Origin of the sequence: Thauera sp. JM12B12, assembly GCF_039614725.1 — a bacterium.
Taxonomy (GTDB): Bacteria; Pseudomonadota; Gammaproteobacteria; order Burkholderiales; family Rhodocyclaceae; genus Thauera.
The window spans coordinates 3,907,289-3,922,098 of the sequence record NZ_CP154859.1 but is presented as its reverse complement, the minus strand read 5'-3'; the positions used below and the strand labels follow the sequence as shown (position 1 = coordinate 3,922,098).

Sequence of the window (14,810 nt, the reverse complement as noted above, 5' to 3'; positions counted from 1 at the left end):
GTTTCCGGGTCAGGCGAGACGCGCGAGTGTGGGCTGAGCGTCGAGGAAGCGGTGCACGCGCTGCCAAGTGTTGAGCAGATCGAGGTCAGCATGGGGGAGGGTTGGCTTGCAAGGCGTGTGATAGATCAGTGCGCGCAGGCGACCCTCCGCTTCGATGTGGAGCTTGAAGCGCAATGTGTTGGCGAGGCGACCTTTGCCGCTGCCTTCCCAGGCCGATACCTTGTGGTTGGTGACGGGGTAGGCGAGTGCGTGGCGGGGTTGTGCTGCCGGGTGGGGTTGCCCGCCGTTGAACTCGAGGTGAGTACGAAAGGCGATCTTGGTTCGTGCGAGGAAGGTCATCGCCTCGTGCCAGTCCCTGAAGGTTTCCCTGCTACGCCACACCAGGACACCAGCGCCATCGCTGCCGATAGCGTGCGGCCAGTCGACCTCCAAGGATTGTTCGAGCGCGCGGGTGCAGCCGGATGCCTCCAGTGCCGACGCGCTCAGGGGCGCAAGCGTGGGCGTGCCCTCTTCGGGCGCCCAAACTATCGAGCCCCAGCCGTTGCGGCTGCGCCCGCCGACAGTGCCGAACCAATGGGCGAGGGTGAGGGCGCATTGCAGGTTGGGAGATTCAGATTCGCTGTTGGGCAACGCAATACGGAGGATGTTGCTCTCTTTGGATTGGAGCGCAGCTCCAAACTTCAGCTTGCCGCGATCAATCGGCCCGTAGCCCAAGTAGTTCAGCGGCTCCACTTTATTCTTGGCGCGCTCTGCCTCGGGGTGGTAAATCATGGGCAGCGGTTCATGCGAGTGCATCGTGCCTTCGTGCCAGTGCGCGAGCGAAAGGCGGATCTGGCTGCGATGGTTTTCGCCGCCGGCTTCGTCCGCTGCTGTGCCGAAAAGTCGAGTCTCGTGATTCTTGATCTGGCGATGGTCGTAGCCCAGCCTGTGTGCCATCGCGATGCGCCACCACTCGCGGAGGAGGGCCTTGATCGGCGGCGTGCGCCAAGCGCCGCGTTGGTCGGCGCCACCCAGGAATGCAGGGCTGGCGAGTTTCAGGAGGTAGGTCTGTTTGATCATTCTTCGTTCCTGGTCTTGGCCCTAGCAGCGCCTCTTGTCCGACGCCGCGATGGAGAACTTGGCGCGATATATGCCTGCCTTATCGAGTGTGAGCGCCTTGAATGAGGCCTTGGCTCAACGCAAGCTTGCCATGCGCCGTGAATCAACTATCCGAACGGTGTCTGCCTGCAATGCGAGCTTGTAGCGGTGTGGCTTGCTTCCACCATCATCAATGAGATATGGCCCAGCGGCAATATCCAGTTCGCGTTTCAGCCGCCTGCGCAACTTCGATAGCCGCATCGAGAAGTAATGCCCGTCCATGCCTCTGTGTAGCGAGTGTTCGGTGGCATCGCGATCGCCGAGGGGGCCGCAAATAGTCCGGAGTTCCTTTAGGTAGCGCTCACTCCATTCGGGGTCGGCAACGTCCTTGGGCGGTGCGGGAAGTGCGGGTTGATCTTTCATGGCGCGACGCGCGAAGACGGTCAGCAGGGCCAAGTCGGCAGGGGGAAGCTGGAAAGAACGCCCAGCGGCCCGCACCGTACGGCTAATAAGGTCGACCTCCAACGAGGCGGGGCCGAGTGCAGCCCGTGCCGCGCTGACTGTTTGTTCGAAACGTGCGCTGCCGTCGAGCAGTGCGGTGGGCAGGCCGTGACGCAGGGCGACGAAGGGTATGTCCGCCAGGCTCAGGCGGGCGTCGCGGGTGTCCACGAGTTTCTTCGCGCTCGTCTCGATGATGTTCTCGTAGGGCGTGGGGTAGAAGAAGTCCCAGCTGTTCTCGAAGGGTTCGGACACCAGCACGTGCGACAGGCGGTCCTGCGGGCGGCCGAAGAGCGACAGCGCGTAGCCCAGGAAGAAACCCATGGTCTTGCGTCCGCCTGCGATGGATACATGCAGGGCGCTGTCGGGATCGGCGCTGAGTTCGCGCACCTTCTCCGTGATGAAGTCTGCACACGCGAGGTTGTCCGCCGGGCTGCGGATATCGGCGAGGCTGTGCCCACCGACGTCGCGCAACACGTGGACGTGCTCGGCATCGAAGGTGATCTCCGGCAGGTCGAAGTCCTTGCGCAGGCGGTGGAACCAGCCGGGCTTGTCCGACAGCAGGGCGAGGCGGGCACGCTCCGCACCTTCGCCGGTGGTGATGAGGTGAATCTCGGTGGGCACGAAAGGATCGTCGTTGCCGACCGCGAGCGCATGCAGGGTCTCGGTCACGACCTGTGGCGACAGACCGGTAACGGCAAGAAGAATGCGACGTGGGTAGGAGGATGGACGGCAGTTATCCATGATGGCGGCGTTTCTTTCGGCGTATTCCGGCTTTATAGAGGACCGGATGCGATGCGTGGCTCATGGCAAGCTTGCCGGACGGAGTCAGTCCGTGACAACCGCTATTCTGGCGCCCTGTTGCCGATTCGAAGCACCGGGCAAACTTCGGTCAATCTTTGCAGGGATTCGATCCTGCGTCCCGTTCTGCCGACCGTCACGGTCGGCGGGGTTCGAAGAATGCATCCCGTCATGCCTTGCGGGAGTGAGCCTTCTCTTCGAGCATCTTGTACCTCAGTGGAGCAACGTTGCGGGTTCGAGCGATGGGGCGTGTTTTGGACTTTCCGTGAAGATCGTCAACCAATTGAATGGAAAGAGGAAATGAGGAGAAATGAGCTTGGCGTTGAATGCGTAAAGGATATTTTTCCGGATCGCTCGGAAACTGCCTCCTAAGTCATTGACAGGACGCAAGTTTATCGTGGTAGAGTCGGACTGCCCCGAGCTTCAGAAGGGGATTGAGACATTTTGCGGGTGACGGAAGAGCGGGTTCCCGTTGTCGGACTGCCCCGAGCTTCAGAAGGGGATTGAGACCCCCTCCATGTACTGCTCGCCCGTCATAGGGCAGTCGGACTGCCCCGAGCTTCAGAAGGGGATTGAGACGCTTCACCGCCGTCGATGCACATGTCACTATCGTCGGACTGCCCCGAGCTTCAGAAGGGGATTGAGACGAGATGGGGCGTCGCGGGGGTGTCGATGAAGACGTCGGACTGCCCCGAGCTTCAGAAGGGGATTGAGACGCCATCGATGCCAAGATCAACACTGCCGTCAACCGTCGGACTGCCCCGAGCTTCAGAAGGGGATTGAGACAGCTCACCCATGGTTTCCTCCTTGGGTGGTGAAGGTCGGACTGCCCCGAGCTTCAGAAGGGGATTGAGACGTTTCCGATTGTGCGGTACACCCTGTATGCGTGGTCGGACTGCCCCGAGCTTCAGAAGGGGATTGAGACCCGTTCGGGGAAATACTCGAGAACCTTGTCGGCTGTCGGACTGCCCCGAGCTTCAGAAGGGGATTGAGACTCCATGTGGCAAGTCCGGGGATAAGTCTAACAACGCCGGACTGCCCCGAGCTTCAGAAGGGGATTGAGACCTTGCCGTTGATGTTGACGGGAATGAACTTGCTGGTCGGACTGCCCCGAGCTTCAGAAGGGGATTGAGACTACCTTCCGAGATGTACCGCTTCCGGTAATTCGTCGGACTGCCCCGAGCTTCAGAAGGGGATTGAGACGACGAGCACCCCTGTCACCCTACCGGTTTGAAACGTCGGACTGCCCCGAGCTGCAGAAGGGGATTGAGACTCGCGGGTCATGGCTTGGCCTCCGGCGCTGCGGCAACTGCCCTCTCGCCGTCAGCGTCGGGAGGGATGATTTCTCACTCCAGGGGCCGGGGCTGCACGTTTCCAGACGCCAGATTTCCTCATGACGACCTTCGGCGCACCGCGCGCTACCGTGCAAGTCGGTGCCTGCCGGCGCAAGCTTGCCATCCGGGGCGATACTTTCGCGAGCAAGGCAGACTCGGCTCATCCACCCTGTGGGAGCCGATCTTGTCGCCTGCCAAACATCCTGCGGAAAAACAGACCTTGCTCTCGCAGGCGTGCGACGAGGGCGCACTGGCGGATGCGTGGGCGAGGGTGCACGCGAACGCAGGTTGCCCGGGAGTGGATGGCGTCTCGGTGGACCAATATCACCACGATGCGCTGTCTCGTCTGGCGGCACTGCGGGGCGAGGTTGCGGCCGGGCGGTACCGGCCGCAACCCTTGTTGAGCGTCGACATCCCGAAGCCCGACGGACGGCTGCGTTCACTGGCGATCCCGACCGTGAGCGACAGGGTGTTGCAGACTGCCGTGGCGCAGTTGCTGACGCGCCTGCTGGACCCGGATTTCGATGATGCGAGCTTTGCGTACCGCAGCGGTCGCTCGGTGCAGCAGGCGACTGCGCGCATCGTGGACTGTCGTGATCAGGGATTGCGGTGGGTGGTGGATGCGGACATCGAACGCTATTTCGACAGTGTTCATCACGCGACCTTGCTGTCGATGCTGCGACGGCGCCTGCCCGATGACAGCCTGACGGCGCTGCTCGCACAATGGCTCGCAGCGCCGGCGTCGAAGGACAAGATCCTGCACCCCCGCCGCGCGGGCGTGCCCCAGGGCTCGCCGATCTCGCCCTTGTTGTCGAATCTGTACCTGCACACGCTCGATAACGCGCTTGCCCGAGCCGATCACACCTTGGTGCGGTACGCAGATGATTTTCTGGTGCTGTGCCGAAGCCGGGCGGAAGCGGAGGCCGCGCTGGTCCTCATACGTGGGGTGCTGGACCAGTTGCATCTGAAGCTGAACGAAGAGAAATCCCGCATCACCCATTTTCAGGCGGGCTTTCGCTTCCTCGGTGTGCGCTTCGAGGGGGAGCGCGTGACTGCGGTTGACCCGGATGCCGCCAGCTGGGTGTTGCCGGTGAATTCGTTGCCAGTCGCCGCGCTGAGCGGTGAGCCACGCCCAGGTCAGGTGTCCGAGACCGGGCTGGTCGAGCCCGCGAAGGTGGGCGAGCAAACCGATGTGCCGCTCACCGAGGCCGCAGAACTCGGCGATCCTGATGCAGTTCGCCTTGATGACGAGAGCGACGGGCTGGCTCTGCCGCGAAGTGTGTACATCACTAGTCAGGGGGTGCGCCTGGCCCGACAAGATCAGCGACTGGTGGTCAGCCGTGGGCAGGATGTCATCGGTCGAATCCCGCTTCGTTTGCTCGACCAGGTTGTGGTGCATGGCAATGCGATGGTGAGCACGGCCATCATCCGACACTGTCGCGATCACGGGGTGATGATGGCTTTCGCCGATGCGAACGGGATCAACCCGGTAGTGCTCGACGGAGCGCCGGAGGCGAGCATGGCGCTGATCGCAAGGCAGGTCAAACGTCAGGACGACGCGGTGTTCGGGCTCGATGTGGCGCGGGCCTGCATCATGGGCAAGCTGCACAATTGCCGCGCAGTGCTGCGCAGCTTTTCGCGCCGCGATGGGTCGGAGCGGGTTGCGAAGGGTATCGGGGTGCTTGATCGGGTGCTGCACCGCCTCGATCGGGTCGGTGATCTGGATGAATTACGCGGGCACGAAGGGCGTGCTGCGCGCGCTTACTTCGCTGCCCTGTCTGCATTGCTGCCGGAGAGCTGGGCATTCAAGGGACGAAATCGCATGCCACCGCATGATCCGATGAATGCCATGCTGTCCTATGGCTATGCCGTGCTGTCGCACACGCTGGAGGCTATCGTTCGTGTTGCCCGACTGCATGCGGGCTTCGGTCACCTGCATGCGGTTACGAGTGGTCGCCCCGCGCTTGTCCTCGATCTGATGGAGGAGTTTCGGCCGCTCGCCGTCGATGCGGTGGTGCTGGCGATTGCACGCAAACACAGTTTGAGCCCCGTCGATGACTTTGTGGTGCCTGACGCGAATCAACCCAACTGCAAGATGCTCCCGGCTGCGAGGCAGTTGCTCATCGCCCGGCTCGAGGCCAAGCTGGCGGCGCCGCTGGCGTGTTCCGAAGGCATGGGCAAGGCCTGTCTGTTCCGTGTAATGCGTGCCCAAGTGGCGCGTTACGCGAGCTCGCTGGGCGCAGGCGCCTCCTACCGACCCTATCTCGCGAAGTGACCATGGAGCGGCGGCTCTGGATGGTGAGCTACGACGTCGCCGATGCGCGCAGGCGACGACGGATCGAGCACGCGCTGCACGCTCTTGGTGACCGGGTTCAATACTCGGTGTTCGAGTGCTTTCTGACCCTCCCCGAAGCCCGCTTCCACTTGGCGCGGTTGGCCGAGGCGCTGGATCTGCGCACGGATTCGCTGCGGGCCTATCCGCTGTGTGCCTGGTGCGCTGCGGCAGTCGAATGGCGCGGGCCGGGGCGACGAAGCGAGGACAAACGGGTGGTGGTGGTGTGAGACGTATCATCGTCGCCTACGATATTTCCGACCACCGACGCCGACGGCGCGTCGCGATGCTGCTCGAGGGATATGGAGAGCGCGTCCAGAAAAGTGTCTTCGAGTGCGAACTGGACTCCAGTCGCGAGAACGCTCTGTCGGCGGCGTTGCGCAGTGTGCTCGATCCCGTCGAGGACAAGCTTCGCTTATATCCCTTGTGCGAGAAGGATCATGCGCTGTCCCTCGCCTGGGATGCCAAGGGAAGACTCCGGCATCGGGATGGATGGGTGTTTTGATTCGTAATTGAATGGATCTTTTGTGCGGGGATCTCATTCCGGTCGCAGCGGGAAAGCGATCGAATTCGCATGTGCTACAGCGTCATTAAGATCCTTCTTTTCCTTGAAGTGGATCTCCACACTCAGTGCCGATTCTTGCTCTGAGAAAGGCCTTGCCACGGTCAGCATGGCATGAAGCGCCGCCTTGACGGGTAATCGCCAGCCGCCTGACAGCACCGCTGAGGCAATGCTGCGAAGTCTGAACCTCCGGGCAAGAGCAATGGCCTCTGAATAGGCACTGGTGGTGACCGCGACTTTCTGTCGTTCGTCGAGGACATCAAGGTGGTGAAGGGTGGACGCAAGCACAATCACACGAAATGGGCTGTCGTCCTCGATACGTACCGCGACCGCTCTGCCCAGCGGAAGAGGATAAGGGATCTCATAACCAAGTTCTTCAAAGGAGTCTGGCCAGCGTCGAGCATAAGCGCGTGCAAGATTCCCTTCGAGGCCTTTTCGTGTGCCATCAATCGTGAGGATCAAGCCCTCGGTGGTGGCGTCAAGTACATCGCCATGTATCAGTCTTACCGTCATGATCGAAAAGGTCTTTCGAAACTGATTTCAGTTATGGTTGCGGTGAGAGAGCGCGTCGATGAAGAGGACGTTGATCGACTCGCTTGCGGGACTTTGTGCGGCGCATGTCGCACTGTATCGGAGACGTGTGTGGTGGCATGCGGGATAGCGTAGTTGTCCTCAGCCATGGCGGCAACATGGCAGCTGCCATGGCTCGCGACTGGCTTTGCGACACGGCTGGCGTTCGAGTCTGCATTGGCTTTGTCAGGGTGGGATCCGGCGTCGTTTGTGAAGCGCCGGATTCGATGCCGATTGACTGCGTTCGAGGCAGATAGCGATGGATCGATGCTATGGAATCGGTTGCACAGTCCGGAGTGAGATCTTTGCAGTTCATGCGGAAAGAATCTTTGAGGGGGCGCACCTGGGGAGCGTTGGATGTCGGAAAATTCCAATCGAAAAACGACCACTCAGGAGCCCATTTGATGACCCAGAAGTTCGACAGCGCTTTGTCGCTCGCGCTTCGCGCTCACGAAGGCCAGGTTCGCAAGGGGACCGAGAACGCCCTCGGCTTATCTTTGCCGTACATCACGCATCCCGTCGCGGTTGCGACCCTGGTGCAACGCTACGGAGGCAACGAGGATCAAGTAATCGCCGCGCTGCTGCATGACGTCCTCGAAGACGGTGGTCCGCAGTGGGCGGATCAGATCCGCGAAGCGTTTGGTGGCAAGGTCCTGGACCTCGTGCAGTTCTGCACCGATGGCCTGCCCGATGCCCAGGGGCAGAAAAGCCCCTGGCGCGAGCGGAAGGAGCGGTACCTTGCCCACCTGTACGCCGCAGAAGGCGACGGCGTTCTCGTCTCCGCTTGCGACAAGCTGGCCAACCTGCAGGCGATCCTGCTGGACTTGACGGAGATCGGTGAGTCGGTGTGGGCGCGTTTCACGGGAGGCAAGGACGGATCTCTGTGGTACTACATTGAGTTGGTCGAGGCCTTTGGCGGACGGGTACCTGCGGCGCTGGAAGCTGCATTGCGGCGCGATCTGGCGGCGGTGCTGGAGCTTGCCGAAGCGCGAAACCGGGTGCCGTGACCTATTCGGAAGTGCTGCTTGCTCGTGAGATGCCCTTTGGAAAGTACAAGGGCCGGACCATCGCTGACCTGTCCGGGAATTATGTTGCGTGGTTTGCAAGGCAGCGCTTTCCATCAGGGCAGCTCGGGCAGTTGCTGGCCTTGATGCATGAGCTTGACCACAACAATCTGGCCGGACTGCTTGAGCCACTGCGCAGGCGTGGTAAGGGCGCGAGTGACTAGATGGCTTAGCGCCAAATGTGTGCTGTGTTGTCCCCAGCCATCGGGGATAGAGGTGTGAGCGGGCTTGTGGATAAGTGCCGCGATCCGATGCCAGCCAAGGGGGTGCGAACCTTGCCTATTGATGAGGCAATGGACTGTTCGCTGCTAGGGCGTTAGTTCGCACGGTGTGCAGCGGGCGAGGCGCGGGGTTCCGTATGAGACAATCGCGGCCGCATACATCCTTTCAGAAACGCTACTCCTGATGACCACCCGCCAAGCCCCCGAAATCTTCCAGATCCCGCTCGACGACCTTGACCCGGCGGGCCTGCCGCCGCGCGGCACGGCCGAGTTCGAGCAGGCTGTGATCGGGCGCTACGCGCTCGACTACGCGGCGCGCGGCTGGCAGGCCGTGGTGGCGGTCGATGACGCGTTCGTGCGCGTGGTCGCGGTCCCCGAGCGCGGGGTCGAGCCTAAGGCCTACGTGCTGGGGCTGCTGCAAAACGGCTTCCTGGAGGATGCGCTGCCGGTGCTCGAGGCGCTCGACGGCATGCTGGACGACGCCGAGCTCGCCTACAGCCACGGGCTGTGTTTGTCCGAACTGGGGCGACCGGCAGAGGCGGTCGCCCCGCTGCAGCGGGCGGTCAAGCTCGACCCCACGCACGCGAACGCGTTCATCGCGCTCGGGGTAGCGTTCGCGCGCACCGGGCGCGCCGACGAGGCGGCCAACGCGTTGCGCGACGCGGTCAAGGTCGAGCCCGAGAACGCCTTCGCCAAGCGCAACCTGGCGGCGGTGCTGATGCGCTCCGGCCGGGCGGCCGAGGCGCTGCCGTTCTTCCGCCAGGCGGCGAGTCTGGCGCCGGCCGACCCGGGCGCGCAGCTCGGGCTCGCGCAGTGCCTGGAAGAGCTCGGGCCGTCGCACGTGAAGGAGGCGGCCGAGCAGTACAAGGCGGTACTCAAGCGCTTCCCCGAGCACCAGGCCGGCGAGATGGCCGAGGAGGCGCTCACGCGCATCGGTCACGAGGAGATGCGCGCGGCGGTCGACGGCGGCCTGCGCATGGACGCGGTGATGTACATGCAGGCGGCGTTCGATCGCTTCGCCAAGCTCGACCAGGCGAAGGTCGGGCAGATCGTGATGGAGATCGCGCTGCTCGGCCGCAACGGGCTCGAGATCAACAAGCCGGCGGTGCGCTACACGCTGCAGAACCTCGAAGGCGAGTTCTCCGGCCTGGCGCTGCTGGCGTACATGCACGTGGGCTTTCGGATGTTCGATCCGAAGGGCGACGCCGGGACCGGGCTCGATCGCGAGTACGAGGCGGCGGTGAAGATGCGCCGCGAGCGCTGAGCCCGGCGAGGACCCCGACATGAGCCAGCTCCCCGAACGCTACCGGGCGGCGATCGCGCCGCTGATCGACAAGGCGCGCGAACTCCTCGAGCAGGGCGAGGAGCTCGTGCCCATGGCCTTCGTCGGCAACTTCACCACCGGCGCCACGATCCCCACGGCGCTCGTCATGCGCTCGCCGGCCGACAAGGACGCAGCGGCGCGCACGGTGAAGCTGCTCGCCGAGCAGCTCGACGCCGACTTCGTCTTCGTGCTGATGGAGGCATACAGCCTGCGTGCCGACAAGGTCGCCCGCTATGAGGAGATCCTCGAGGAGTACGGCTCGCTGGCCGACTGCCCGGCGAGCTGGCGGATCGACGTGGTGAGCCTGTCGCTCGAGACCCGCCACGGCGTGTGGGTCGCCCAGGTGCCGGTCAAGCCGAAGGGGATCAGCAAGAAGAAGCGCACGATCGGCGCGCCGGAATTCCGGCATTACACCGACGTGCGGGGGCGGTTCACGGATCTGCTGCCGGTGAAGGAAGGCGAGGGCGGGCCTTCCGGCACGCTGCACTGAGGTAGCCGGGGAGGGCGCGAATATGTGCGGTCGTTACGCCCTCTACGGTCCGGTCTCGCGCCTGCGCGAGGCATTCGACGCGGTGCCCGAAGGCTTCGAGTTCGAGCCGCGCTGGAATGCGGCGCCGATGCAGTGGTTGCCGGTGATCCGGCAGCGGGCTACCGGCGAGCGGGTGATTCACCGCCTGCGCTGGGGCCTCGTGCCGTCGTGGGCGAAGGACGAGGCGATCGCCACCAGGTTGATCAACGCGCGCGGCGAGTCGGTCGCCGAGAAACCTTCGTTCCGGGCGGCGTTCCGCCGCCGGCGCTGCATCGTGCCGGCGAACGGCTTCTACGAGTGGCAGCAAGTCGCCGGGGGCAAGCAGCCGTTCTACATCCATCCGGTCGGGGGCGAGTTCTTCGCGCTGGCGGGGCTGTGGGAACGCTGGACGAGGCCGGCCGACGGTGAGGAGCTCGACACGTTCACGATCGTCACCACCGAGGCCAACGCGGCAATGCGACCGCTGCACGATCGCATGCCGGTGATCCTGGCGCCGGGGGATTGGTGGGCGTGGCTGAACGGGGCGACTGCAGCCGACCAAGTGCAGGCGCTGGTGAGGCCGTGTCCAGAAGCGGCGCTGGCGGCGTATCCGGTGAGCAGGGCGGTGGGGAACGTGAGGAACGAGGGGGCGGGGCTGATCGAGCCTGTCTGAGTCGCCATCCTCTTACGGCTTGTCGATCGGCACGGCCCACCATTCCTGCGCGTACTGGGTGGCTGCTCGCCCGTTCTTCGTGCTCACCTGGAACCCCCGCAGCAGGAGCCTGCGCGGCGTGATCCGCAGTACCAGGACGTCGAACAGCGGCGGCAGCAGGCCGCGCTTGGCCGAGGTTCCCCATCGTTCCCAAAGTTGTGCGGCGTGCAGAGGCCGCTTCTCGGCGGTTCCGAGCGGAATGTCGCCTATGCTCAGCGTGCCGATCGTGCCGGGGTCGGCCAGGCACTCCTCGCGCGTGCGGCGAACTCCGGCCACCATCAGCTCGACGACTCTAACGTGCATGGTTGGACTGGGAAAAAATACAGTCTTATTTTCACCCAATGCGGCCAGCTTGGGGTGGCAATCGATGCCGAAGCTTTGCGTACGATTTTTCCCGTTTCGTGAGCTGGCGCGATCGGCCGCCGATCCGAGGTGGCGGCTGGTGACACGACTGCTCGTTCTGCCCCGATCTGGAGGAAAACGGCAATGTGCGGACGCTATGCGCTTTACGGTCCGGTCTCGCGCCTGCGCGAGGCCTTCGACGCGGTGCCCGAAGGCGTCGAGTTCGAGCCGCGCTGGAACGCGGCGCCGATGCAGTGGCTGCCGGTCGTGCGCCAGCGGCCGAATGGCGAGCGGGTGATCCACCGCCTGCCCTGGTGCCTCGTGCCGTCGTGGTCGAAGGACGCGACGATCGCCACCAGGTTGATCAACGCGCGCGGCGAGTCGGTCGCCGAGGAACCTTCGTTTCGGGCGGCGTTCCTCCGCCGGCGCTGCATCGTGCCGGCGAACGGCTTCTACGAGTGGCAGTAAGTCGCCGGCGGCAAGCAGCCGTTTTACATCCATCCGGTCGGGGGCCAGTTTTTCGCGCTGGCGGGGTTGTGGGAGCGGTGGACGAGGCCGGCCGACGGCGAGGAGATCGACACCTTCACACTCGTCACCACAGAGGCCAACGCGGCGATGCGGCCGTTGCACGATCGCATGCCGGTGATCCTGGCGCCGGGGGATTACTGGGCGTGGCTGAACGGCGCGACTGCGGCCGACCAGGTGCAGGCGCTGGTGAGGCCGTGTGCCGAGGCGGTGCTCGCGGTGTATCCGGTGGGGAAGGCGGTCGGCAACGTGAGGAACGAGGGGGGCTGATTCAACCACTCGCTTATTGGCTCAGTCCCCTCGTTGCCACATCAGTCAGGGCCTGGCCTTCGAGGTCCTCTCCGTTCGACCCGCTTCCTCTCGGGACTGCTACCAGATAAGGAAACCGTCTTCGTGCGCCATGAGCCGCCGTTTATCCCCGTCGCCAGGAAGCTAAGGTCCTTTAGGTTTTAATTTGTTAGTATGGTTGTTTATTAGTTAGTTTCTTTGTGATAGGGTACGTCTTATATCGAGGAGATTCCATCATGCGTCCTGCCGAGTACACCGCTGAAGCCATCATCGCTGCTGGCGAGGCTATCGAAGCCACGGGCAGCAAGGTCACCGTTTTTGCACTTCGGAAGAAGGTCGGTGGCGGCAACGTGCAGCGTCTGCGCCAGGTTTGGGAGGATCACGTTGCTAGCAAGCGGATTGCAGAGGCAGAGCCGGTTGCTGAGTTGCCGGTCGAGGTCGCTGAGACTGTCGCTCAGGTCACTGAGGCGCTCAGCCGACGCATTTCCGAGCTGGCGATCGATCTCAACGACAGGGCGGTGAAGGCTGCCGAGCGCCGAGTGACGGAAGTGGTCCGTGCTGCGGACGCGCAGCGTGCCCAAGCCGAGCTCGAGCTCGCCGATGCGGCGCAGACCGTCGATGACCTGGAGGCCAGCCTTGAGCAGATGAGCGGCGAGCGCGATACGCTTAAAGCGCAGTTGGCTGAGAAGCAGGCCGAGGCGCAGCGCCAGGCAGTAGAGCTTGCGCAGCTTCGCGAGCGCTTGGTTGCCGCTGAGGGCTCCTTTCAAGAGTATCGAAAGGAAGTTGAGAGGGAGGTGCGGCGTAGCGCTGAGCGCGTGAGTGCTGCGGAGAAAGTGCGCGATGAGTCCGAGAAGGAAGCGAGGACCGCGCGTGAGACGATGGCCCGTCTTACCGGGCAGATTGAAGTGCTTCAGACGCAGAACGCCCACCTGCTTGAGTCGCTTGGCTCGAAGACGGTGGCAAAGGCGTAATCGAACTCAGGGCGGGCAGAATCGGCGCGGTGGCCGGCGACAATTAGCCTGACGCCGCGTGTTGCCTCACAGAAGGATGTTACTCCGGCGTAATCGTCGCCTTGGGATTGTTCTGCGGTGGCGGCTGGCGCCGCGTAGCGGCGGCAGCCGCCACCGCGTCGGCGCCGAGTGTTCGGGTCACGAGTTCCCTGGCCCGATTCGTCCGCCATGCTTTCACACGTCGCTGCAGGGTGCGCAGTTGAGCGCCGGAATAGAGCTCGGGCATCATCTCGGTGAGCCGTTTCTGCAGCTGTTGGGCGCTGACATCCGGTTCCGTCTCGAGCCACTGCTGTATTTTGGGCCATGTGTCCGCGAATGGATCCGGGCGCGTGCGCCAGTCATGTACCGAGGCAGCCTTCCGACCATGGGTCGGGCGTACCTCGCCAGCCTGCCACGCCGTACTCAAGCTGGTCAGGAATTCCTCAATCGGTACCTCACTGTCCGCCGCCTTGGTGGCTGTCACCCCGCTGCCCGCAGCCGAGCATTCGGCCACATGCCGCTGAGCCTCGCGCATACGGTGCAGGAGCTCGACCGGATCGAGCGCACGAAACTCTTCCTGCAGGCGCTGCCGGGTCGCCTGCGGCACGGACGTTGAACGCAGCACGCGCTCCAGCGGCGTCAGCGGCGCCTCGTAGTGCTTCGTTACCCGCGCCCCATCGCGTGTCTTCGACTTCAGCTTGAATGACGGCTGGAAGTAGTTGATGTACAGCCGCGAGACCCGATACAAGGACGCCAGCGTTTCCGTCGCTTTCAGTCCCCGCAGCTTGCCGTAGCCCACCAGGCGCCGCACGATCGAACCGTTCTTCTGCTCGACCCACGCCTGATCGTTCTTCTTGTAGGCCCGCGAGCGGGTCAGCTCGATTCCCGTGTTCCGGCAGAACTCGAACACGCCTTCGTTCATGAAGACCGTGTCGTTGTCGCTATCGAGACCACGCAGCGGAAAGGGCAGTGCGGCGCGGATGCGCTCGACGTGCTCGATGACGAATGCGTGATTGCGAAACGGCATCGCCAGACACTCGGTCCAGCCCGTCGCGATGTCCGTCATCACCAGACTGTGGACAAAGTCGCCGTCGATCTTGACGCCGCCGCAATGCTCGACGAGGTCGATCTCGAGATAGCCGGGCAGCGGATCGCCCCAGTCGGCAAACGTGCGGATCGGGACTGCGCGGCGAATCGCGTTGCCCACGCCTCCGGCACGCTTGCGTTGCCCGCCAAAGGCCTGTTGGCGGACGTCTCTGAGCAACCGGTCGATCGTCGCCGCGCTGATGCCCAGGAGCCTCTTGCGTAGTTCGTCGGCCAGCGACAGATGACCGTACCGGTTCATCGACTCGAGCAGCGTCGGTATCACCGCCTTCAGCCGCTTGCCGCAGATCCGGTCGGCCGCTTCCCACAGCGTGATCAGCGTGACACGAATCTCATCGTTATAGCGCCGGCGTGGCCCCGGCCTTGCCTTCGGGGACTGCGCTTCACGGCCCAGCACACGGATTGCGTGTTTGCGGTGGTAGCCGGTCAGTTTGAGAAATTCGTCGAGGATCTGCTGCTTCCCGCTGCGGCTGGATCGCCGATACCGCTCCCCGACTGCTGTGATCAATTCCCGTCGTGTCGTCATGCTGAGTCGCCTCGCCATAGGTTGCCCCTGTCA

The 14,810-nt window shown here is 63.5% G+C and carries 14 protein-coding genes, 1 pseudogene and 1 CRISPR repeat array; of the genes and pseudogenes, 10 read left to right on the top strand and 5 right to left on the bottom strand.

The window, feature by feature from the left end:
- Positions 1-9 precede the first annotated feature (9 nt).
- Both AAG895_RS17815 and csm6 read right to left on the bottom strand, forming a co-directional pair.
- Positions 10-1,059 (bottom strand): RAMP superfamily CRISPR-associated protein, encoded by a 1,050-nt coding sequence (locus tag AAG895_RS17815; RefSeq protein ID WP_345793308.1) that lies wholly within the window; start codon positions 1,057-1,059, stop codon positions 10-12.
- 114 nt (positions 1,060-1,173) lie between these two features.
- A complete protein-coding gene (gene csm6 / locus AAG895_RS17810) occupies positions 1,174-2,319 on the bottom strand; it encodes a CRISPR-associated ring nuclease Csm6 (RefSeq protein WP_345793307.1) in 1,146 nt (381 codons plus the stop codon).
- A gap of 462 nt (positions 2,320-2,781) precedes the next feature.
- Positions 2,782-3,649: direct repeats of the CRISPR family, unit length 36 nt; unit sequence GTCGGACTGCCCCGAGCTTCAGAAGGGGATTGAGAC.
- 245 nt (positions 3,650-3,894) lie between these two features.
- On the opposite strand from csm6, the gene cas1 reads away from it, so the two are divergent.
- From cas1 to cas2 (AAG895_RS17795), 3 genes are read left to right on the top strand one after another with little or no spacing between them, the layout of a single operon-like run.
- Positions 3,895-5,985 carry a CRISPR-associated endonuclease Cas1 gene (gene cas1 / locus AAG895_RS17805; RefSeq protein WP_345793306.1) on the top strand — a complete coding sequence of 697 codons (2,091 nt, stop codon included), beginning with the start codon at positions 3,895-3,897 and terminating at the stop codon, positions 5,983-5,985.
- A 20-nt stretch (positions 5,986-6,005) separates the two neighbouring features.
- Entirely contained in the window at positions 6,006-6,272 is a 267-nt protein-coding gene (gene cas2, locus AAG895_RS17800; RefSeq protein ID WP_345793305.1) for a CRISPR-associated endonuclease Cas2, read from the top strand.
- On the top strand, positions 6,269-6,547 hold the full coding sequence (gene cas2 / locus AAG895_RS17795) for a CRISPR-associated endonuclease Cas2 (protein ID WP_345793304.1): 279 nt from the start codon (positions 6,269-6,271) through the stop codon (positions 6,545-6,547). Before cas2 (AAG895_RS17800) ends, cas2 (AAG895_RS17795) begins: the two co-directional genes overlap by 4 nt.
- A gap of 33 nt (positions 6,548-6,580) precedes the next feature.
- Here the strand turns inward: cas2 (AAG895_RS17795) and AAG895_RS17790 are convergent, their stop codons facing one another.
- A complete protein-coding gene (locus tag AAG895_RS17790) occupies positions 6,581-7,117 on the bottom strand; it encodes a hypothetical protein (RefSeq protein ID WP_345793303.1) in 537 nt (178 codons plus the stop codon).
- 461 nt (positions 7,118-7,578) lie between these two features.
- Here AAG895_RS17790 and AAG895_RS17785 point away from each other — a divergent pair, with 461 nt between their 5' ends.
- From AAG895_RS17785 to AAG895_RS17765, 5 genes are all read left to right on the top strand, one after another.
- Positions 7,579-8,181: an HD domain-containing protein gene (locus AAG895_RS17785; protein WP_345793302.1), complete on the top strand. Its 603-nt coding sequence runs from the start codon at positions 7,579-7,581 to the stop codon at positions 8,179-8,181.
- Positions 8,182-8,210: 29 nt separating this feature from the next.
- Positions 8,211-8,402, top strand: coding sequence for a DUF3820 family protein (locus AAG895_RS17780; protein ID WP_345795331.1), 192 nt, complete (start codon positions 8,211-8,213; stop codon positions 8,400-8,402).
- Positions 8,403-8,643: 241 nt separating this feature from the next.
- A complete protein-coding gene (locus AAG895_RS17775) occupies positions 8,644-9,723 on the top strand; it encodes a tetratricopeptide repeat protein (RefSeq protein WP_345793301.1) in 1,080 nt (359 codons plus the stop codon).
- A gap of 19 nt (positions 9,724-9,742) precedes the next feature.
- Positions 9,743-10,273: a hypothetical protein gene (locus AAG895_RS17770; protein WP_345793300.1), complete on the top strand. Its 531-nt coding sequence runs from the start codon at positions 9,743-9,745 to the stop codon at positions 10,271-10,273.
- A gap of 22 nt (positions 10,274-10,295) precedes the next feature.
- Entirely contained in the window at positions 10,296-10,964 is a 669-nt protein-coding gene (locus tag AAG895_RS17765; RefSeq protein ID WP_345793299.1) for an SOS response-associated peptidase, read from the top strand.
- Positions 10,965-10,976: 12 nt separating this feature from the next.
- On the opposite strand, the gene AAG895_RS17760 is transcribed toward AAG895_RS17765, so the two are convergent.
- The gene (locus AAG895_RS17760) at positions 10,977-11,306 is read right to left on the bottom strand and encodes a hypothetical protein (RefSeq protein ID WP_345793298.1); all 330 of its coding nucleotides are present in this window, start codon (positions 11,304-11,306) and stop codon (positions 10,977-10,979) included.
- 183 nt (positions 11,307-11,489) lie between these two features.
- Here AAG895_RS17760 and AAG895_RS17755 point away from each other — a divergent pair.
- Positions 11,490-12,140, top strand: a pseudogene (locus tag AAG895_RS17755) (SOS response-associated peptidase).
- A 254-nt stretch (positions 12,141-12,394) separates the two neighbouring features.
- Entirely contained in the window at positions 12,395-13,129 is a 735-nt protein-coding gene (locus tag AAG895_RS17750) for a DNA-binding protein (protein WP_345793297.1), read from the top strand.
- A 79-nt stretch (positions 13,130-13,208) separates the two neighbouring features.
- On the opposite strand, the gene AAG895_RS17745 is transcribed toward AAG895_RS17750, so the two are convergent.
- Entirely contained in the window at positions 13,209-14,795 is a 1,587-nt protein-coding gene (locus AAG895_RS17745; protein ID WP_345793296.1) for a transposase family protein, read from the bottom strand.
- Positions 14,796-14,810 lie beyond the last annotated feature (15 nt).